This window comes from Pseudomonas sp. JV241A (assembly GCF_900275665.1).
In the GTDB taxonomy this organism is placed as follows: Bacteria; Pseudomonadota; Gammaproteobacteria; order Pseudomonadales; family Pseudomonadaceae; genus Aquipseudomonas; species Aquipseudomonas wadenswilerensis.
Map to the genome: position 1 here is coordinate 135500 of NZ_OPYO01000016.1, position 18494 is coordinate 153993.

16 protein-coding genes are annotated in these 18494 nt (G+C 61.0%); 8 read left to right on the forward strand and 8 right to left on the reverse strand.

The features are described from left to right. Nucleotides 1-1218 (forward strand): RhtX/FptX family siderophore transporter, encoded by a 1218-nt coding sequence (locus JV241A_RS10960; RefSeq protein ID WP_134062448.1) that lies wholly within the window; start codon nucleotides 1-3, stop codon nucleotides 1216-1218. 242 nt (nucleotides 1219-1460) lie between these two features. Here the strand turns inward: JV241A_RS10960 and JV241A_RS10965 are convergent, their stop codons facing one another. Both JV241A_RS10965 and JV241A_RS10970 read right to left on the reverse strand, forming a co-directional pair. After that, on the reverse strand, nucleotides 1461-1952 hold the full coding sequence (locus tag JV241A_RS10965; RefSeq protein ID WP_010225377.1) for a GNAT family N-acetyltransferase: 492 nt from the start codon (nucleotides 1950-1952) through the stop codon (nucleotides 1461-1463). A gap of 273 nt (nucleotides 1953-2225) precedes the next feature. Then, nucleotides 2226-3386 carry an IS30 family transposase gene (locus JV241A_RS10970; RefSeq protein WP_134062450.1) on the reverse strand — a complete coding sequence of 387 codons (1161 nt, stop codon included), beginning with the start codon at nucleotides 3384-3386 and terminating at the stop codon, nucleotides 2226-2228. A 234-nt stretch (nucleotides 3387-3620) separates the two neighbouring features. Between JV241A_RS10970 and JV241A_RS10975 the strand changes: the two genes are divergently transcribed. Beyond that, the gene (locus JV241A_RS10975; RefSeq protein WP_134062452.1) at nucleotides 3621-6332 is read left to right on the forward strand and encodes an AAA domain-containing protein; all 2712 of its coding nucleotides are present in this window, start codon (nucleotides 3621-3623) and stop codon (nucleotides 6330-6332) included. A 187-nt stretch (nucleotides 6333-6519) separates the two neighbouring features. Here the strand turns inward: JV241A_RS10975 and JV241A_RS10980 are convergent, their stop codons facing one another. Further along, on the reverse strand, nucleotides 6520-6984 hold the full coding sequence (locus tag JV241A_RS10980; protein ID WP_134062454.1) for a hypothetical protein: 465 nt from the start codon (nucleotides 6982-6984) through the stop codon (nucleotides 6520-6522). A gap of 236 nt (nucleotides 6985-7220) precedes the next feature. Next, nucleotides 7221-7841 carry a hypothetical protein gene (locus JV241A_RS10985; protein ID WP_134062456.1) on the reverse strand — a complete coding sequence of 207 codons (621 nt, stop codon included), beginning with the start codon at nucleotides 7839-7841 and terminating at the stop codon, nucleotides 7221-7223. 164 nt (nucleotides 7842-8005) lie between these two features. On the opposite strand from JV241A_RS10985, the gene JV241A_RS10990 reads away from it, so the two are divergent. After that, entirely contained in the window at nucleotides 8006-8719 is a 714-nt protein-coding gene (locus tag JV241A_RS10990) for a tellurite resistance TerB family protein (RefSeq protein WP_115086452.1), read from the forward strand. Nucleotides 8720-8861: 142 nt separating this feature from the next. Beyond that, on the forward strand, nucleotides 8862-9413 hold the full coding sequence (locus JV241A_RS10995) for a YdeI/OmpD-associated family protein (RefSeq protein ID WP_134062458.1): 552 nt from the start codon (nucleotides 8862-8864) through the stop codon (nucleotides 9411-9413). A gap of 74 nt (nucleotides 9414-9487) precedes the next feature. On the opposite strand, the gene JV241A_RS11000 is transcribed toward JV241A_RS10995, so the two are convergent. The 3 genes from JV241A_RS11000 to JV241A_RS11010 form a co-directional block, all read right to left on the reverse strand. Continuing rightward, nucleotides 9488-10285: an aminoglycoside adenylyltransferase family protein gene (locus JV241A_RS11000; RefSeq protein WP_134062460.1), complete on the reverse strand. Its 798-nt coding sequence runs from the start codon at nucleotides 10283-10285 to the stop codon at nucleotides 9488-9490. 94 nt (nucleotides 10286-10379) lie between these two features. Further along, nucleotides 10380-11768 carry a hypothetical protein gene (locus tag JV241A_RS11005; protein WP_134062462.1) on the reverse strand — a complete coding sequence of 463 codons (1389 nt, stop codon included), beginning with the start codon at nucleotides 11766-11768 and terminating at the stop codon, nucleotides 10380-10382. A gap of 55 nt (nucleotides 11769-11823) precedes the next feature. Further along, nucleotides 11824-12396 (reverse strand): LuxR C-terminal-related transcriptional regulator, encoded by a 573-nt coding sequence (locus JV241A_RS11010; RefSeq protein ID WP_010223563.1) that lies wholly within the window; start codon nucleotides 12394-12396, stop codon nucleotides 11824-11826. A gap of 137 nt (nucleotides 12397-12533) precedes the next feature. Between JV241A_RS11010 and JV241A_RS11015 the strand changes: the two genes are divergently transcribed. The 3 genes from JV241A_RS11015 to JV241A_RS11025 are packed head-to-tail and all read left to right on the forward strand — an operon-like array spanning nucleotide 12534 to nucleotide 16640. Further along, the gene (locus tag JV241A_RS11015) at nucleotides 12534-13712 is read left to right on the forward strand and encodes an acetyl-CoA acetyltransferase (protein ID WP_115086455.1); all 1179 of its coding nucleotides are present in this window, start codon (nucleotides 12534-12536) and stop codon (nucleotides 13710-13712) included. Nucleotides 13713-13714: 2 nt separating this feature from the next. After that, the gene (locus tag JV241A_RS11020) at nucleotides 13715-15256 is read left to right on the forward strand and encodes an AMP-binding protein (RefSeq protein ID WP_115086456.1); all 1542 of its coding nucleotides are present in this window, start codon (nucleotides 13715-13717) and stop codon (nucleotides 15254-15256) included. A gap of 43 nt (nucleotides 15257-15299) precedes the next feature. Next, on the forward strand, nucleotides 15300-16640 hold the full coding sequence (locus tag JV241A_RS11025; protein WP_134062464.1) for an MFS transporter: 1341 nt from the start codon (nucleotides 15300-15302) through the stop codon (nucleotides 16638-16640). 70 nt (nucleotides 16641-16710) lie between these two features. Here JV241A_RS11025 and JV241A_RS11030 read toward each other — a convergent pair whose 3' ends face one another. After that, a complete protein-coding gene (locus JV241A_RS11030; RefSeq protein ID WP_134062466.1) occupies nucleotides 16711-17427 on the reverse strand; it encodes a type II CAAX endopeptidase family protein in 717 nt (238 codons plus the stop codon). Nucleotides 17428-17635: 208 nt separating this feature from the next. Between JV241A_RS11030 and JV241A_RS11035 the strand changes: the two genes are divergently transcribed. Next, nucleotides 17636-18316, forward strand: a complete 681-nt coding sequence (locus JV241A_RS11035) for a phytanoyl-CoA dioxygenase family protein (protein ID WP_134062468.1) — start codon at nucleotides 17636-17638, stop codon at nucleotides 18314-18316. Nucleotides 18317-18494 lie beyond the last annotated feature (178 nt).

An 18494-nucleotide genomic window follows, 5' to 3' on the forward strand; every position in this document is an offset into this window, starting at 1 on the left:
ATGCTGGATCTGTTGAAACATTGGCGCATGGTGCTGACGTTCGCCCTGTTGTACCTCTCCCAGGGCATTTGCTTCGGCATCGCCATGGATGCCTTGCCCACGCTGTTGCGCCACGACGGTGCTGCACTTGATGCCCTGGCCTTCCTGCCGCTGGTGGGCCTGCCGTGGGTGGTGAAATTCATCTGGGCACCGCAAGTGGACAACCTCTGGAACCCGCGCCTGGGGCGGCGGCGCAGCTGGATCATGCCGATGCAGATCCTGGTGCTGCTGTGCCTGGTGACCCTGGCGAGCATTGGCCTGAGTGTCGACACCGCAGGCTGGGCCGTGGGCCTGCTGATCCTTGCCTCGTTCGCCAGCGCCACCCAGGACATCGCCACCGATGGCATGGCCGCCGAGTATTTCAGTGAGAACATGCTGGCGCGGATCAACGCGATCCAGGTCGGCGGCACCATGTTCGGCTTCTTCGTCGGTGGTGCCGGGGCGCTGTTGCTCAGTGGCCACTTCGGGCAAACCACGGCCTTTGGCCTGTTGGCGCTGGTGCCATTGGCGAGCCTGTGCTGCGTAGGCTGGCTGCACGTAGCACCCGCGAAGGAAAAACAGCCGGACGTAGCGCACGCAAGCCTGCTGCGCTTTATCAAACGGCCCAAGGCCGTGTCGCTGGTGGTGCTGGCGCTGCTCTCGGCCATGACCGCGGTCTCCGGGTTCGGCTTGTCGAAACTGTTCCTCAACGATGCCGGCTGGTCCTTGCAGGCCATCGGCCAACTGGGCATGAGCGGCGGGGTGGTGACCATCGTCCTGGGTTGCGGCGGTGGTGCCTGGCTGATCCGCGTGCTGGGCTTGTGGCCGGCGTTCATGCTGGCGGTGGCCATGGCCGGGGTGGCCGCACTGGTCTGGCTGCTGCAGGCCAGCGGGGTAGTGGCGACCCAGGTCGGGTTGATCTGGCTGGCGGTAGGGCTGGGCTCGTTTGCCACCGGCGCTAGCTCGGTGGCGATCATGACCGCATCGATGGCGTTTGCCGGGCAAAGCGACCAGGCCGGCACCGACATGACCGCCGTGCAAAGCACCCGCGACCTGGGCGAGATGCTGTCGTCCTCGCTGTTGCTGGGGTTGACCGCGCAGGCCGGCTACAGCGGCGGGTTTCTGGCAGGGGCGTTGATGGCGATGGTGGCGTTGCTGGTTGCGCTGAATCTGGCGCGGTATCGGGTTATCGCTGAGTAGGGGGATCGTCCGCTCGAACGGCGATTAGACGGTGGGAGCGGGCTTGTCCCGCGATAGGGTCATGGCCGCGTGATAGACAATGCCCATGGCCCGGATCGCGGGGCAAGCCCGCTCCCACCTGGATGCCATACACCGGCAGCTCTGGGTCGAAAGCAGTCACCCACGACCGGCAGCTAACGACCCAAAGCAGCCTTTCATCAACAGCTAGAATCGGCGACCAGGCTCCTAGATAGGCAGTCAAATCACGAAACGGTTTTTGCCATCTCAGATGTATTCGCCCAGCCCAGTCCTTCATACACCGGCTTGCCGGCCTTGGTCGCGTGTAGCACGGCAAAACTCATTCCGCGTTGCGCAAATTCGGCTTCAGCCAACTTCATCAGGGTTGAAGCCAGGCCCCGGCGCCGGTAAGCAGGTTCGACGAAAACATTCAGCACATAGCCGCGCTGGTCTAAGGCCGGATGGGACGGATGAGGTGGCCAGTCGATATTCATCAGACCTATCGCCGCCACAGGCTGCCCCGTGTCCATCAGCGCAAAACCGTAGTAGCGGCCATCGAATAGGCGCTGGTGCAACCAGGGCCGGAAGTGCTCAGTCATCACCCGCAACTCCGATGGGTCTCCTCCCGCCTCAAGGAACATCGTTTCACGGTGCACACAAATGATCTCACGGTCATTTGGCCCTAGCCGACGGGCCGTCAAGCCTGAAAAATCGATGTTGCCGGGAATATCTTTCATCGTATGCACCTGGACGGAGCGGCCGATGGTAGGGCGGTCAATAGGAGAATGTTAGACACAGATTGAATAAAAACGCGCCATACAGCGATCGCGGCGCACGCATCCGCTCTTCAACGGATACGCTACGACTTCAACGCTGGTCATGGCATATACGCCCTAGAGCGTAGCTAAGCACTCCGAAGCTGTTGACCGGGACGACATTGTTGGATGATTGTTTTTGACCGCTTTTGGCCGTTAGCTGACCTACATGAATGACCGCTCTGGGTTGTGGATTCAACCGGTCGATGCAACAGATTGGCTAAATCGTTCAGTGGGCGTTTCGTAGTTTAGTGTTTTCCGGGGGCGGCTGTTCAGCTGCCTTGCCACTTCATTGAGCGTGGCTTGCGAGTGCTCCGCAAGGTCGGTCCCTTTCGGGAAGTACTGCCTTAACAACCCGTTGGTGTTCTCATTCGATCCCCGTTGCCATTGGCGATGAGGGTCGCAGAAGTAGACCTTGATGTCGGTAGCCACCGTAAAGCGCTTATGGTCAGCCATCTCTTTGCCGCGATCCCACGTCAGCGATTGGTAGAGTCCCTCGGGAAGTTCGCGGGCGTTTTCGATCAGGGCGCTGATGACCGTCTCGGTATCCTTACCAGCCAACTTCACCAGCATTACGTAACGTGTATGACGCTCCACAGGAGTGGCAATTTGGATGTTCCTGCTACCGCACAGCAGGTCACCTTCCCATTGACCTGGTACCGCCCGATCCTGAGCCGCGGCCGGGCGTTCGCGGATCGATACCGCGTCTGTGATTCGACCGTGATTTTCTTTCTTCTGCGTGTGATGGCGCGAGCGACGCATGGCTCGCGTTCGCCGTAAATGCTCAAGCAACTCCTTCTTCAGAGCCCCGCGAGCCTGTATGAAGAGGGTGCGATAGATCGTCTCGTGTGACACCTGATAGCTCGTATCGTCCGGGTAGGTGCGTTTCAGCCAGCCGGCAATTTGTTCCGGTGACCACTGCAGTTGAAGCTTGTCTGCAACAATTTGCGCCACCGCTCGGTTCTCAACAAGCTTGCAGACCTTGGGTCGATGGGCGCGATCCCAGGCAGACTGATCAGCTCGATTAGCCCGATAGCTGCCTTGGCCACCGTTGCGTCTGATCTCACGACTGATCGTAGAGGCTGCTCGCCCTAGAAGCGCGGCTATGGAACGGATCGAGTTACCTGCCACCACTGCACGCGAAATATCTTCGCGTTCAGCCAACGTCAGGGCCAATCTGGACCTGCGCCGTACAGCGGGTCTGATGCCCCCGGTCTCCGCCAAGATGCGCTGTATCGATGAGTGGTTTCGATCAAATAGTTGGGCGATGTGCTGAAGAGAGTCGCCTTTTTGCCAGTGATCCCACATCAGTTTTTTCTGGCTTTCGGTGTAATAGATCCGAGGTCTCTGCTTCATCTGCAACACTCCTTCTGCTTACACAGAATTTAGTTGTGTTGCATCGACCGGTTGAATTCACAGTCGATTGCTGCCGTTTGCGATGAGCTGCTCTCGACGAGAAGCACGGAAGATGACTAAACGCATGAACCGGCTATCGACCCTGCACGTAATGATGGCAATATGACTCCTCTTGGAGAAAGTAGCATTCGGCGCGAGGCGAAGCCGGATGTCATGTGCATAGGGATAAGGAATATGGTTTCGGTTCAGGTGGATGGTGAGGACAAGACCGCAAAAATCAGCGACTGGGCGATTCGCTGGAGCGACAAGTACGAAACCCTGGAACTGACCTGTCACTTCCCCTCCAAGAAAAAATACATCCGCCCGCTCAGTAACTGCCAAGTTTCGCCCACCCGCGAGTTGACCAATGTATTGCTGCACAAGCCCGGCAGCACGATCGCCACGCCCATTGCCAAAGCTACGATTTACGGCGAGCGATATGCCGTCGTGCACTACCCGGGCGCCGAAAAGCCCTATGTCTACAAGATGGACGGCATCGGCTTTACCGCCCCGACATCGATGAAGGACACGCCGGTCTTCCGCTATTTCACTACCGTGGCGAATGCCCGACAGGATCACGCTGAGTCGAAGACTGATCGTGAAATTGCCGACAATGTGGTGCGCCAGCTCGGAAAACTGCCCGCCATTGCTGGCACTGCCTTGCAAGCCTATTGTACGGGGCGCAACGGCACGCTGGCGCTGGGTCAGGGGCTCATCTATCCGTTCGGGCTTAACGAGAGTCAGCTTCAGGCGGTGGAGCGGGCGTTCAGCGCGCAAATCAGCGTGATCGAAGGCCCGCCAGGGACCGGCAAAACCCAGACGATCCTCAACATCCTCGCCAATATTCTGTTACGTGGGCAGACGGTAGCGGTGCTGTCCAACAACAATGCTGCCGTGGAAAACGTCTACGAAAAGCTGGAGAAATATGGCTTGGGCCACTTGGTCGCCAAGCTTGGCAACCAGGACAAACGTAAGGCCTTCTTCGCCGACCTGCCTGCGTGGCCATCAAGCGCGCCCGAGCCGGCACCCTCCCTGGATGAGATCCAGGCCTTGCTGACCCGTTTGAAGCAGCACCTGCAAGACCACAACAGGGCGGCACAACTGCAAATCGAGCTGGACGAGCTGGTCATCGAGCGGCGCTACCTGCAGCAGTGGCAGGCAGAAAGCGATGTGCAGGCCACAGGCTCGCTCGATAAGTACGGGCTGACACCGCACAAGACTGCGGATCTCATGGCCTATCTGGCTTACCTCGGCGAGCAGCGCATTCATCTCAAAGACCGCATCGAGCTACTGTTCAAATTCAGAATCTTTCGCACCAAGCCATTCGCCGAGGGCGAGGCGCGCATGGCCGTTTTCCATGCACTGCAGATGCATTACTACGACAAGTCGCTACGGGACAAGGAAGCGGAACTGCGGGCGTGCCGTGAATCGTTGGCACGCGCGAATTTCACGGCTCTGCTGAAAGAACTGACAACAGCGTCGATGCACCATCTGAAGCAGCATCTGCATCTTCAGGTACCGCCGTCGGACAGCTTTGATGTCAAAACTTACTGCAGGCATTTCGATGCCTTCGTGCAGCGCTTCCCTATCCTGGGCAGCGGCACGCACTCCATCGTCAATTCGATCGCGCCGGGGGCGATCCTCGACTACGTGATCATCGACGAAGCCTCTTTGCAGGACATCGTGCCGGGCATCCTGCCACTGGGCTGCGCAAAGAACCTGATCGTTGTTGGAGACAACCGCCAGTTACCGCACATCCCCGTGACACTGGGACTTCAGGCGCCTGCCGAGGCCTACGATTGCGAGCATTACAGCCTACTGGATTCGTGCATCGCCGTTTTCCAGGACGCGCTGCCCAGGACCCTGCTGAAAGAGCATTACCGTTGCCACCCCAGGATCATCCAGTTCTGCAACCAGCAGTTCTACGACAACACACTGGTGCCGATGACCGAGGACAAGGGCGAAGCTCCCCTGCGTCTGGTGGTGACGGCCAAGGGCAACCACGCACGGCAGAACACCAACCTTCGGGAGTTGGACTCCCTGCTCAAGGTGCTTGAGGACGAGGGGCAGCCCTTCGGAATGGACGGCGAAGGCCGCGGTTACATCGCCCCGTTCCGGGCACAGGTCAACCTCTCCGGCACGCGCCTACCGGCGGATTTCGTCAAGGACACCGTGCACAAGTTTCAGGGGCGGGAGTGCGACGAGATCGTCTTCTCCACCGTGCTGGACAAGAAGCGCTACAACCAAGCGCGAAGACGTCTGGATTTCGTCGACGATCCACGCATGATCAATGTGGCAGTGTCGCGGGCCAAACATCGCTTCACCCTGGTGACCGGCGATGAGGTGTTCACCGACAACAATGGCCACATCGCCGCCCTGATCCGCTACATCAGCTATTACACGCAGGACGAGCAGATCGTACGCGCGCCGGTAGTGTCGGCATTCGATTTGCTGTACCGCGAGTACGACCAGTCCCTGGCGCGCTTGAATGCCCGCCTGCGGCCCGAGGATTCGCGCTACAAGTCCGAGCAGATCGTGGCGCAACTGCTGCGCGAGGCACTGTCCGCCCCGGCGTTCCTGGCATTGAAGTACCACGCTCAGATCAAGCTGGGTCAGCTCGCATCGCCAGGTAACCCCGAATGGACGGAGCGCCAGCGGGCTTTCATGAGGCGCGCCAGTTGCGATTTCGTGATCTATTTCAAAGTGGGCAAGACCCCGCTAGGGGTGATTGAGGTCGATGGCGGGTACCACGACCGACCTGAGCAGGCGGCTCGGGACGCCTTGAAGAATGATATTTTGGCTAGAAGTGGCATTCCCATCCTGCGGCTGCGGACAGTCGAGAGTGACATTGCTCAGAGAGTCGGCGACTTTATCCACCAGTGGGCTAGCCCTACCCCTGGCACATAAGCAGCAACGGGTCAGAAGCCGACAGTCGCTAATGGCAGCAATCGACCCAAAGCGGAAGTAGCTGTATCCCGAGAGCAGACGTTGAGAAAGCCTGTCGACGCGGCGGCTAACGCGTCCGTGCGGGTACCGGATCCCAGTTTTCGCTAGACACTCAAGTCGGTGATTCCGCCTCTTTCAGGCGAGCTGTTTAGAGGGGCCAGTGTGTTCGTAGTCTGGCTAGCTCTCGCCCTAATGCACACAACTCTTTGTTGAACGCGGCCAACTCCGCAAGGCTGTATTCAAAGCATTGCTGCGAACCGGAGGGAAATCCAATGACATTGACGATCTTGTGACGGTGGGCCTCGACACCCCATCGGCCGTGGACCATCTGATTGCGCTGCAGCCGAGCTGCATGCACACGCTCAATCCAGCGTTCATAGGCCGCACGATGTTCGGAGCCGGCCGGTAACCTCTCTGTGACTCGCTTCGAAAGCGTTTCGAGTTTCGTATGGATACTCTGTCCTTCGATCGAATTCGATCTTATTTCCAATTTGTTGCCGTTGTCCAACCACACTAAACAGAGCCCTAAATTCATATCCATGGAAGAGAATGCGAAGAGCATCTGTCCGAGTAACGATGCCGCCTCAGCTTGCATCGCCTCTTGACGGGACATCAGTTGTCCAGCTGTTTCGACCGGGTCAGGCGTTGAAATAGGGTCCAAAGCATTTCTCGCATTCGTAGTCTGGGTGGTGCAGAGTTCAGCACATTATTCCAAAGGCCGCTTTTGGCTGTGGATTCAACCGGTGGATTCAACCCCAGAGCCCTTCGAAACCTGGGGCGATTCTCCGTGCCGAGAGGCCTTGGTTCCGAGCGCTGCCTAAGCATTGCAAGCCTTAGGGCGCTTGCATGCTATTTACCCTGATTTTTGCGAGATTCCGAAACTGGCACCGAGGATTCACCCGCGATTCGCTTTACCAGCGCAGCATGACCGCTGGCTTCGTCGCTGCGGGAAATGACCTGGATGACGGCCATGCGATCGCCGGAGCCTGCGATAAAGGTGCTGTTCAACGTTTTGCCGCCGCCCAGGGTCGCCGTACTGTCGATTTGTCGCACACCCAGGCCGTTGCGGTTAAGGCGCGATTCGCCGGTTTGTCGAAAGTCCGGCAGCCCGGCGCTCTGGCGGTCGACGAAACCACTGACGGCGCCGTCGAGGAAGGCATCGTCGTTGTCGCCAGTGCGAGACGCTTCGGGGAGGGGTTTCTCGATCACCATGACCACTCGCTTTTCCTGCGCATTGGCATACAGGGTACCCACGGCGCCGGCGCCTTCGCTGTTCTGTTCATCGGCGCTCAGGGGGCTGGCGATGAAGCCTGCCGGCAGGTTGAAGCTGAACTTGCCGCCGAGCACCGCGACCTTTATTTCAGGTTTCGGCTGGGTGCTGGGTTTGCTGGCGGCATGCAGATTCGACAGGCCCAACAGGCCGACGACGGCCAGGGTCAGCGTCAGGGTTGTTTTGTTGAAAATCGACATACAGCCTCTCGTGGGGCATGGGGCAGGGCGGGGTGGATATGCTCACATAAACCTGCCTGCTCGGTAAGCCCCGGGGTCCCCGTCGGCCAGACGGTCATGGCGGATCGCCTTGAGGGGGCTATCGTTGCTTGTCTGGGCAACAACTACCGACCGAGGGCGGTGCCATGAACACCAGTGATTTACTCGAACAGTTACTTCGGGCCGGGCAGGGCTCGCAAGCGCAACAAGGGCGCGGCGGCATGTCAGCGCAAGACGGCCTGGGCGGTTTGGGCGGCTTGCTGGGCGGTCTGCTTGGCGGCGGCAGTGCAACGGGTGGCGGTAATGGCCTGGGTGGTTTACTGGGCGGCCTGTTGGGTGGCAGCGCGGGTGGCTCCACCCAGGGGCGCTCCGCTGGTGGCACCAATTACGCGGCCCTGGCGTCGTTGGGCATGATGGCGTTCCAGGCTTATCAAAGCTGGCAGCGCAGCCAGGCGGCAGCCCCGCAACAGGCGCTGCGTACTGTCGATCAATTGTCCGGCCCCGAGGCCGAGGATCACAGCCATGCAATCTTGCGCGCGCTGATTGCGGCAGCCAAGGCTGACGGTCGCATCGACAAGCAAGAAGAAACTTTGATTTACGCTGAAATCAAACGTCACACCAGCGACCCGCAACTGCAGCAATGGCTGGATGAGGAAGTCAGCAAGCCACTCGATGCTGCCCAGGTGGCTCAGTCGGCCCAGGACCCGGCCATGGCTGCGGAAATGTACCTGGCCAGCGTGATGCTGGTGGATGACCAGCAGGACGCAGAGCGGGCCTACCTTGATGAACTGGCCGGCGCACTGCAAATCGATCCGACATTGCAGGTGCACCTGGAACAGCAGGCCAAGGGCGTCGCCTGACCGGGCTGAGATGCCTGCGCTCTTCATCAATCAGGTGGGAGCGGGCTTGCCCCGCGATTCTGGCCATGAAAATTGTCTGTCATGCTGCCATGACCCTATCGCGGGACAAGCCCGTTCCCACCGACTCACGAAGAACGTTGCAATGACAACAATCGATGTGAAATCCCGATTCGAAGCAAAGCTTCTTCGTCCGGCAAAGCCTGGTAATGATACGTCGTGGGCGTTCGTAGTACTGCCAAGAGACGCGAGTGAACAGCTTCCGAGGCGAGGAAGGACGACAGTTGAAGGCACAATCAATGGACACCACTTTCAGGCAACCCTTGAACCGGATGGTCAGCTGAGCCATTGGTTGCAGGTAAGTACAGAGTTACTCGAAGCCGCAGGTGCGGCCGTTGGCGATATCGTTACACTAGAGCTGACCCCAGTGAAGAGTGAACCCGAGCCTGACATCCCGGCAGATTTTCAGGAGGCACTGGTAGCCACTCCTGAGGCTCGTATAGCCTGGAACAATACGACGACCCTCGCACGAGTAGACTGGATACACTGGATTACTTCAGCCAAGCAACTGAAGACGCGCGCAAAACGAATTGGCAGTGCCTGCGATATGCTTGCATCCGGCAAGAAGCAGGTTTGCTGTTTCGACCCGTCCGGCTACTACAGTAAGGCCTTCTGTGCGCCCGAGGCAGAAAATTAGTAAATGGAACATTCCGTTGAATACGCCTGGCAACTATCGACCCGAAGCGGCCTCGCGCTTGGCGCAAGGTCAACCTAGGCAGACTTCGAAAGTTCGCCCTCGATTTCCCTTTTGCAGAACCGGATAGTTGCCTCGACTCGGTCCGGGAGCATTGCCAGTCCGTCTTCCTGACCGCTGAGGTAAGCGTCGGCCGCGATCATCATGAGGGCGGCGTGTTCAGGCGGTAGACGTTCGCTGACCCAGGCAGCGGCTGTATCTTTCGTGGCAATTTTGCCGGTGGCTGCACTGAACCAGATGCGCGCCAAAGCCAATAGGACGTTTTTCTCGTCCCCATTCCAGTCTGACTGCGCTTTCCACTGAGCGATGGTGTCGGTCAATGCCGATACGAAGTCGGCCGCTGGCACGGCCTCGAAAAGGCACACGGCTTCGGGGCCGTGCAAGGGCGTGCTGTGAAGCCGTAACTTGGTCATCAGGATAGCGAGGTCGGGGTCGACCATGGCCGATTCAAAGCGGCCGGCCTCTATGTCGTTGCGCAGCCATTCCCCAAACTGCATTTCGCGCTTCGGGGGGTAGCGCCAAGGCCTGAGTTCGCTGAGGGCGACCACTGTAAGCTCCAGTGCTCTGAGTACAGCGCTGCTACCGGGCCAAGCCGAATGCACCAGAAGCTCTTGCATCAACGCACGCCGAGAGGTTTCGCATAGCGGTACATCAATGGTGGCCATGAGGTCGATATCGCTCAGCGGCTTCAAGCCACCCTCTAATGCCGAGCCGTACAGGTGAATCGCCCGGAGGTTATCGCCCAGATGGCGCTCAAGAACAACGCAGACCTCTGCAAGTTGAGGCGTGATTTGCGCGGGAGGCGTGGCGGTCATGGATAAGCTCCAGGCATGGGAGTGAGGACTCCCTAAATGGAATAGTCCGCACTCTATCACAGGCACTGGTAGGCGCTTTTGACCGACAGCTGTCCTAGCGGACCGACTCCACTCGCCATGTCCAGCGCCCCAACGGGCTGTTCTGCGCCGCCTGCACAAACACCCCGTAGTCTTCGAGATAGTGGTAGCCCTCGGTCCATTCAGAAGTAGCCGTTTTGTGCTTGGAGCAGCTCAGCGGCTTGGCCATGCCTTGCAAGGCGGGGTTTATCTGACTGGCTGGCAGCGCGGCGCCGACCTTGCAGGTGACGGTAGTGGTGAAAGGCCCCGTGGTGGTGGCCTGGACCAGGTCATAGGCCACTTCGCTGTGTTCCGGCAGGCGTTGCCAGTCGCCTGTGAAGCTCAAGCCGATGACGTGCAAGGAGTCTTCTACCTGGTTGCCGTTGTTGCGGTCGAACGAGCGGTTGGCCAGCTCGATCAGGCCGCGGAAAGTCAGCAGCAGCTTGGTGCCCAGCACCGAATCCACTGGCTGCAGCAGCAACTGGCCGCTCTGCGGGTCACGGCTGAAGATGTCCTTGCGCTGCACGCCGGTGATCTTCATGCCGTTGAGCACCAAGGCGTCGTAGCGATAGTGCAAAGCCTGTAGCGTCAAGCGCGGTTCGGGCAGTTGCAGGGTATTGATCGCCGCCAGCACGGCTGGCGCCGTCTTGGGTGTATCGAGCTGCGGCGGCAGTGGCGTGCGCACAGGGGGCATCGCCATCCGGGCCCAGGTGGCAGCGGGCTGGCAGGCAGCTTCGATCAGGCGTTGTTGTCCGCTGTCGGCCTGTGCCTGCGGCATCATTGGGGTGTCCAGATTGACCTTGCCGTTGTACACCCGGCCATTGTCGTCCACCTTGAAGTCGCTCAACGGCTTGAAAGTGCGCTGCTTGCAGTCGATGGCCAGGCGCTCATGCAGTTGTGCAATCTGGCCGTACCCTTTGACTGCTTGATAGTTGGCAAGTTGAATGCTCGTCCAGATCTTGAGTACGCCATCCTCGTGAATCGCGCTGTTACGGTCCAACACCAGCCAGTCTTGAACTGGCGCGGTGTCCAGCGCTCGCCAGTCAGGCACGGCGCGATAGGCGCAGGCATTTTTGAGTTGTTCGCTGCGCTGCAGCACCTGCAACTGTGGTTGCGGAAGGTTGCTGGAATCGTCGTTGTCAGAAAACGCCTGCATGCCCCGTTTGGTGGGATAGAACATGCTGCCGCTGGGCTGGCTGCAGGAGGCGTCAAAGCGGGTGACCCAGGGGTTGCTCGCGGAGGGCGCGATCATGTAGGTGATCTGGTCGCCTTGACGGATGATCGAATCGGGCGCGGCCGGTTCGTCGATCACTTTCTCGAACACTTCAAGGCCAGGGTGCTTGCCCGGTGGTTGCGGCTTGGGCGGGGTGCTGCAGGCGGCGAGGGCGAGCGGCAGGGCTAATGAAAGCGAGAAACGGGCATCCATGCAAAAAAGCTCTTGGTCAAAAAAAAGCGCGATTTTACCTGACCTGCACTGGTGCTCAACTGATGAAGATAATTTTCGACACCAGCTCTGCGCTGTTCTTGGCCTGAAGCTTCTTCATCAGGCGGGCGCGGTGGACCTCCACGGTGCGGTGGGAAATGCCCAGCTTGCGCGCCACTTCCTTGCAGGTCAGGCCATTGACGATATGCAGCGAAATCTCCCGTTCGCGCGGAGTCAGCTGGATGGTCGGCGCCGGCTGGCGATCCAGGCGCTCGAAATGCCAGACCATCAGTTTGAACGGGTCTTCCACCGTCAGGGAAAACCCGTGGGCCCGGGCCCAGAACACCTCGCCGTTGCGATGCTGCATGAAGCGCTCGTCGGAGTAGAAGGCGCCGGGGCCGTTGCGCAGCCAGTGCTCGCTGCGCTCGCCGATGCTCTGGTAGTCGGCTTGGGAGGGATACAGCAGCAGGGTCAGGTGGCCCTGCAAATGCTCGCGCTCGTAGCCGAACAGGCGGACGAACGCCTGGTTGCAGTCGAGCATCCGCCGATGGCCGGTGATCATCTGCGGCGCGGGGGAAACCTGGAAGGCCAGGCGCTCGAGGTCCTGGAAGTGCTGGGCATCTACGGTCATCAGGCATCCTGCCTCGGATTTATCGGCGCGCCCCCTGGGTACTACTTACTGGCGTAAGTAGTTGCCCCAACTAGCGTGTGATTCGGGCGCTGAATCATTGTATGGAATACGCGCTTCAAGGACAGAAGAAAATCACCATGACTCACGACTCCGTATCCATCGTCGCTGCCGCCCACAGCCCTTTCGGTCGCCTGGACGGCCTGAACCTCGAGGACCTGATCGTCAAGGTTACCCGCGAGGTCCTGGCGGACGCTGAGATCGACGCCGCACAAATCGACGCGCTGTTTCTCGGTCACTTCAACTCCGGCCTGGTGGCCGATGGTTTCCCCGCCTCGCTGATGCTCCAGGCCGACCCGCAACTGCGCTTCAAGCCTGCCACGCGCTGCGAGAATGCCTGCGCCTCGGGATCTGCGGCGATCCAGGCCGGGATCAATGCGATCCGCAGCGGTGCCGCCGAGCTGGTGCTGGTGGTCGGCGCGGAGAAAATGACCGGCAACAGCACCGTCGAAGTCACCCGCGCCCTGGCCGGCGCCGGCTACCAGAACGCCATGCAGGAGGCCGGCCTGAGCTTCGCCCAGCTGTTCGGCCAGGTGGCGCAACAGTACGCCGAGCGCTACCACAGCCCCTTGGCCTCGATGGCCGCGATCGCGGTGAAGAACCACGCCAACGCCATGGCCAACCCCCTGGCGCAGATGCACCGGGTGATGGACTTCGAGCACTGCAACAACGTGTCCCAGGGCAACCCGCTGATCGCACCGCCACTGCGCCTGACCGACTGCTCGCTGATCAGTGACGGGGCGGCGGCGATCATTCTGGCCTCGCCGCAGCGCGCCCGTTCGATGCGGCGCCAGGTGGCGATCCGCGCCATGACCCAGGTGAACGACTTCCTGCCCTTGTCGCGCCGCGACGTGCTGGCCTTCGAGGGACCGCAACGGGCCATCCAGGGCGCCCTGCGCGAGGCCGGCGTGACCCTGGGCGACCTGAGTTTTGCCGAGGTCCACGACTGCTTCACCATCGCCGAACTGCTGATCTACGAAGCCATGGGCCTGGCGCCCAGGGGCGAGGGGCACCGGGCCCTGGACGAGGGCATCGTGCGCCAGGGCGGGCGCCTGCCGGTGAACCTGTCCGGCGGGCTCAAGGCCAAGGGGCATCCGGTGGGGGCCACCGGGGTCTCGATGCATGCCCTGGGCTTTGCCCAACTGGTCGGTGAACCCATTGGCCTGGGCGTGCCCGGTGCCGAATTTGGCTTGCTGTTCAACATGGGCGGCATGGCCGTGGCCAACTACGCCAGCGTCCTGCAAGCGGTCAAGGCCTGAGGATGAACATCGCCCATTGGCTGCGCGATGCGGCCCAGCGCTGGCCGCGGCGGCCGGCGCTGTTCGAGGGGTGCCGCCAGGTCGCCGACTACCAGGCGTTCGCCGCGCAGGCGCGGGCACGCGCCCTGCAACTGCGCGACGAATACGGCATCGTGCCGGGCGACCGGGTGGCGCTGCTGATGAAGAACAGCTGCGCTTATCTCGAATTGTTGTACGCCATCTGGTGGAGCGGGGCGGTGGCGGTGCCGATCAACAGCAAGCTGCACGCACTGGAAGCCGCCTGGATTGCTGACAACGCCGGGGCCCGGCTGGTCTATACCGATGAGGGCCGGGTGTTCGACGGCGCGTCGCTGCCGGTCGGCTGCCGCGAACTGACCGCACCCGGGGCGGCCGATCAAGGCCCGGTGCCGGGCGATGAACTGCTGGAGCCGCATCCGCGGCAAGACAGCGACCTGGCCTGGTTGTTCTACACCTCCGGTACCACCGGGCGTTCGAAGGGCGTGATGCTGTCCCATGGCAACCTGATCGCCATGTCCTTGTGCTATCCGCTGGACGTGGACCCGGTGACCGCTGAAGACGCGGTGGTTTATGCCGCGCCGATGTCTCACGGTGCCGGCCTGTACAATTTCATCCATGTGCGCTGTGGCGCCCGCCACGTGGTGCCGGCGTCGCGGGGCTTCCAGGCGGCGGAGCTGTTCGAGCTGGCGCAGGCGCTGGGCCAGGTCAGCCTGTTTGCCGCGCCGACCATGGTCAAGCGCATGGTCGACCAGGCCCGGCAGCAGGGCTATGGCGGCGAAGGGATCAAGACCATCGTCTACGGCGGGGCGCCGATGTACCTGGCTGACCTCACCCAGGCCCTGGACACCTTCGGCCCGCGCCTGGTGCAAATCTACGGCCAGGGCGAATGCCCGATGACCATCAGCGCGCTGTCGCGGGAGGCCATCGCCGACCGTGGGCATCCCGACTGGCCGCTGATCGCCGCGTCGGTCGGGCGTGCCCACGCCTGCGTCGAGGTGCGCGTGGTGGATGCGCAAGGCCAGCCCCTGACCCCTGGCGAACCTGGGCAGATCGCCGTGCGCGGGGCGGCGGTGATGCAGGGCTACTGGGACAACCCGCAAGCCACCCGGGAGGCCCTGGTGGACGGCTGGCTGCTTACCGGCGACATCGGTTTCCTCAACGAGCGGGGCTACCTGACCCTTACCGATCGCAGCAAGGATGTGATCATCTCCGGCGGCAGCAATATCTACCCGCGCGAAGTCGAGGAAGTGCTGATGCAGCACCCCGAGGTATTCGAAGTGTGCGTGGTGGGGGAGGCTGACGCTGAGTGGGGCGAGTCGGTGGTGGCCTTCGTGGTCTTGCGCACGCCCCACAGCCTCGATGCGCAGGCGCTCAACCACTGGTTCCTGGCGCGCATGGCCTCGTTCAAGAAACCGAAAAAATACCTGTTTTGCGCCGAGCTGCCGAAGAACAGCTATGGCAAGATTCTCAAGACCCGGCTGCGTCAGTGGTTGCAGGATCCCACCGGGCCCTTGAACAACCTCTGAAGCGCTGCATTACATGGATAGCACCACGACAGGAGTCCCCACTATGGGCGTGTCACCTTCCAACTCCCAGCGCCAGCGGCGCCGGGCCTTCATCGGCGCCACTTCCGGCCACTTGATCGAGTGGTACGACTATGGCGTCTACGGCTTTTTGGCCGTGTACATCGGCAAGGCCTTTTTCGTCTCTGACGATCCCACCAGCAGCCTGCTGGCAAGCTTCGCGGCCTTTGCCCTGAGCTTCTTCATCCGGCCCCTGGGCGGCCTGTTCTTCGGCCCCCTGGCCGACAAGATCGGCCGGCGCAAAACCCTGATCACCGTGCTGGTGATGATGGCCGGCTCCACCTTCCTGCTGGGGCTGCTGCCAACCTATGCCAGCATCGGCATCGCCGCGCCGGTGATCCTGGTGCTGATCCGCTGTGTGCAGGGCTTCTCCGCCGGCGGCGAGATCGGCACCATCACCAGCTTCATTTCTGAATACGCCGGGCCCGGGCGTCGGGGCTTTGCTACCTGCTGGCTGATGGTTACCGCCGTGCTCGGCCTGCTGCTGGGTGGCGCCGTGGCCAACGGCATGACCTGGGCCCTGGGCGCCGAGCTGATGCAGGAGTGGGGCTGGCGCATTCCGTTCCTGATCGCCGGGCCCCTGGGCTTCATCTCGATGTACATCCGCCTGAAGCTTGAAGACAGCCCGGAGTTCCTCGCCCTGGTCGAGGCCGGGCAGACCTCCAAGGCGCCGCTGCGTGAGGTCTGGCAGTGGAAGCGCTCGATCGCCCTGGTGTTCTTCATCATTACCCTGCACAGCTCGATCTTCTACCTGGTGCTGACCTTCGCCTCGACCTACATGTCCAACACCCTCAAGTTCGACAGCGGCACCACCTTGCTCTACGTATTCGTCGCCAGCCTCTCGGCGGCGCTGGTCATGCCCCTGGGCGGCGCCTTCACCGATCGTTACGGGCGCAAGCCGTTCCTGATGGTCATCGGCACCCTGGCGACCCTGGCCATGTACTGGTTCTTCAAGACCGCGCCCGGCGCCACCCCGGCCACCTTGTTCTGGCCGTTGATGGCCGTGGCGATCCTGTTCGGGCTGTACGCATCCTCGACCTACGCGCTGATGAGCGAGCTGCTGCCGACCCGCATCCGCTCCACCGGCATCGCCGTGGCCTACAACATCCCGGTGGCGGTGTTTGGCGGCAGCGCGCCGCTGATCTCCACCTGGCTGATCAAGGTGACCGGGGACATTACTGCGCCCTGGTATTTCTATGTGGCGACCGGGGTTGCGTCGCTGCTGGCGTTGGTGGTGTTGCGCAAGGAGGATTTTGTTGCCTGTGGGCATGAGGTCAGGCGGGAGGAGAGTGCGCCTGGGCTGCGGTTGGTTGATCCGCGGTCTTGAGTCTGCCAAGCGAGGTCGGCCCAGGCCGCCTTGCCCAAGCAAGGCGGCCTTTTCATTGCGTTGTTGGGCTTCAACCAGGAATCTGGATGTAGTTGAGGATCAACGCGATAACCTCGGTCGACGCGTGCAGTAGTACCGGCACGATCAACCCGCCACTGAGTACGCGGCTGATACCAAACACCAGGCTGGCGGTCAGCAGGGTAAACCCCGTCACGTAGTTGTCGTACTGGATATGCGAGGCCGTGAACAGCAGCGTGCTGACCACGATCGCCGCCCATTGCCAGCCTGGCCCGCGGTCGAGTGGGAACAGGCGCATCAGGTAGTGGCGGAACAGCAGTTCTTCGGCAACCGGCGGGAACAGGATCAAGGTGGCGCACAACAGGGCGATCTGGCCGGGGGCGAGGTCGTCGAAGAAGTGCACCAAGAAGCTTTCGCGGGGGACGTTGAGCAGGTACATCCATGCGGCGCAAAGGCCGTAGATGATCACGATGGCGCCAAGGCCATACAGGTACGGGCGCAGGAACTGTTGGCCCATGATCACTTCGCGCAGGCCTTGTTTGCGATGTTGCAGGTACAGTAGGGCGATCAGGCCTATACCGGCCAGGCCCAGGGAGTTGATGTTCTGTTGGTTGGTGGGCATGTTGGGAAAGGACTGGAGCACGATGACCATGATACCCAGGCTGACGATGAGCAGGGCCAGGAGCAGCATGCCGACGCGCTTGAAGATATTGTAGGGCGCAGCGGTGGGCGTGGAGGGTGTTGGGTAGGTGGGCGCGGAGGAATGCACGGGACGGTCCTTGTGTAGGCAATTCGGCGCGCATAATGCTCGGCCTGCAATTGGGTATCAATGGCCTGACCCAGAAATAAAGTATTTGCGCAGCGCGTGGCGACGCCCTTGAACAGCTCCACAACATTCTCCGATCCGTTGATCGCTACAATGTCGCGACAGCCGCACTTCTGCAAGACGCATGGGTGGTAAGGGAATTGAGGACGCTATGACTGACCGCGAACAACTCCATCGAGAGGGCTATGTGCTGCTCCGTCGAGCTATCCCGGCCGAGTGGCTGGGTGACCTTCGTGCCGTGTTCGATGCGGGGGTGAAACCATCGGGCCAATGGCCAGTGCCGCGTGGCATGGGCTGGCGCCATTCGCTGTTGGACTCTGATTCGAGGGTTCAGGCTGTGTGTCGTCTGCCGGAGGTGCTGGCGGCGGTTGGTGAGCTGATCGGAGAACGGTTCTTTCTCTCGCAGGTGGAGGGGCGCGAACCCCTTGCAGGTGGCGGTCATCAGCAGCTGCACCGCGACTTGTCGGCCCAACGGCCGGGCGACATGGTGAGCGCTCTGGCTTATTTCGACGATTATGGTCCCGAGAACGGCGCGACACGTATCGTCCCCGGCAGCCATCGCCCTGAGCAGGGACAGCCGCCATTCGACTTCAGTGACGAGTCCCGGTCTGTGCAGCTTTCGGGCTCCGCTGGCGACATCTTGGTGTTTGATGTCGATTTAGTGCATGCGGGCAGTCTGAACTCAATCGGCGCACGCCGTCGCTCCCTTCTGATTAGCTACTTTTCTGAGTCTCTATACGCGTCACACCTGGAAACAGTGGGCCTGCGAAGTGTTCGGATGGACACGACCGATCGGTTCGATCCCTCGGATTTTGCCTTTGGGGCTCTATAACCCGACCTACCTGACGCAAAAGCCGGTTATCCCTGGCAACACAGCCGGCCCGATGCGCTTGGCTATTGCTCCAGCCAACCTGGCGTCGAAGCATCAGGAGCGGCTGAAGTCGACCTCAACCGCTCTAGCGCATCAAAAGCGAGTTCGTCAGCCAAGCACAAGGCCTGCGAGGGACATT

Bases quoted from the DNA above. Each gene is read 5' to 3' on its own strand.
- JV241A_RS11000 (WP_134062460.1), bottom strand. From the start codon at position 10,285: ATGACCGCCACGCCTCCCGCGCAAATCACGCCTCAACTTGCAGAGGTC.
- JV241A_RS10975 (WP_134062452.1), top strand. From the start codon at position 3,621: ATGGTTTCGGTTCAGGTGGATGGTGAGGACAAGACCGCAAAAATCAGC.
- JV241A_RS10965 (WP_010225377.1), bottom strand. From the start codon at position 1,952: ATGAAAGATATTCCCGGCAACATCGATTTTTCAGGCTTGACGGCCCGT.
- JV241A_RS10970 (WP_134062450.1), bottom strand. From the start codon at position 3,386: ATGAAGCAGAGACCTCGGATCTATTACACCGAAAGCCAGAAAAAACTG.
- JV241A_RS11005 (WP_134062462.1), bottom strand. From the start codon at position 11,768: ATGGATGCCCGTTTCTCGCTTTCATTAGCCCTGCCGCTCGCCCTCGCC.
- JV241A_RS11015 (WP_115086455.1), top strand. From the start codon at position 12,534: ATGACTCACGACTCCGTATCCATCGTCGCTGCCGCCCACAGCCCTTTC.
- JV241A_RS11035 (WP_134062468.1), top strand. From the start codon at position 17,636: ATGACTGACCGCGAACAACTCCATCGAGAGGGCTATGTGCTGCTCCGT.
- JV241A_RS10960 (WP_134062448.1), top strand. From the start codon at position 1: ATGCTGGATCTGTTGAAACATTGGCGCATGGTGCTGACGTTCGCCCTG.
- JV241A_RS11025 (WP_134062464.1), top strand. From the start codon at position 15,300: ATGGGCGTGTCACCTTCCAACTCCCAGCGCCAGCGGCGCCGGGCCTTC.
- JV241A_RS11010 (WP_010223563.1), bottom strand. From the start codon at position 12,396: ATGACCGTAGATGCCCAGCACTTCCAGGACCTCGAGCGCCTGGCCTTC.
- JV241A_RS10985 (WP_134062456.1), bottom strand. From the start codon at position 7,841: ATGTCGATTTTCAACAAAACAACCCTGACGCTGACCCTGGCCGTCGTC.
- JV241A_RS11020 (WP_115086456.1), top strand. From the start codon at position 13,715: ATGAACATCGCCCATTGGCTGCGCGATGCGGCCCAGCGCTGGCCGCGG.
- JV241A_RS10995 (WP_134062458.1), top strand. From the start codon at position 8,862: ATGACAACAATCGATGTGAAATCCCGATTCGAAGCAAAGCTTCTTCGT.
- JV241A_RS10990 (WP_115086452.1), top strand. From the start codon at position 8,006: ATGAACACCAGTGATTTACTCGAACAGTTACTTCGGGCCGGGCAGGGC.
- JV241A_RS10980 (WP_134062454.1), bottom strand. From the start codon at position 6,984: ATGTCCCGTCAAGAGGCGATGCAAGCTGAGGCGGCATCGTTACTCGGA.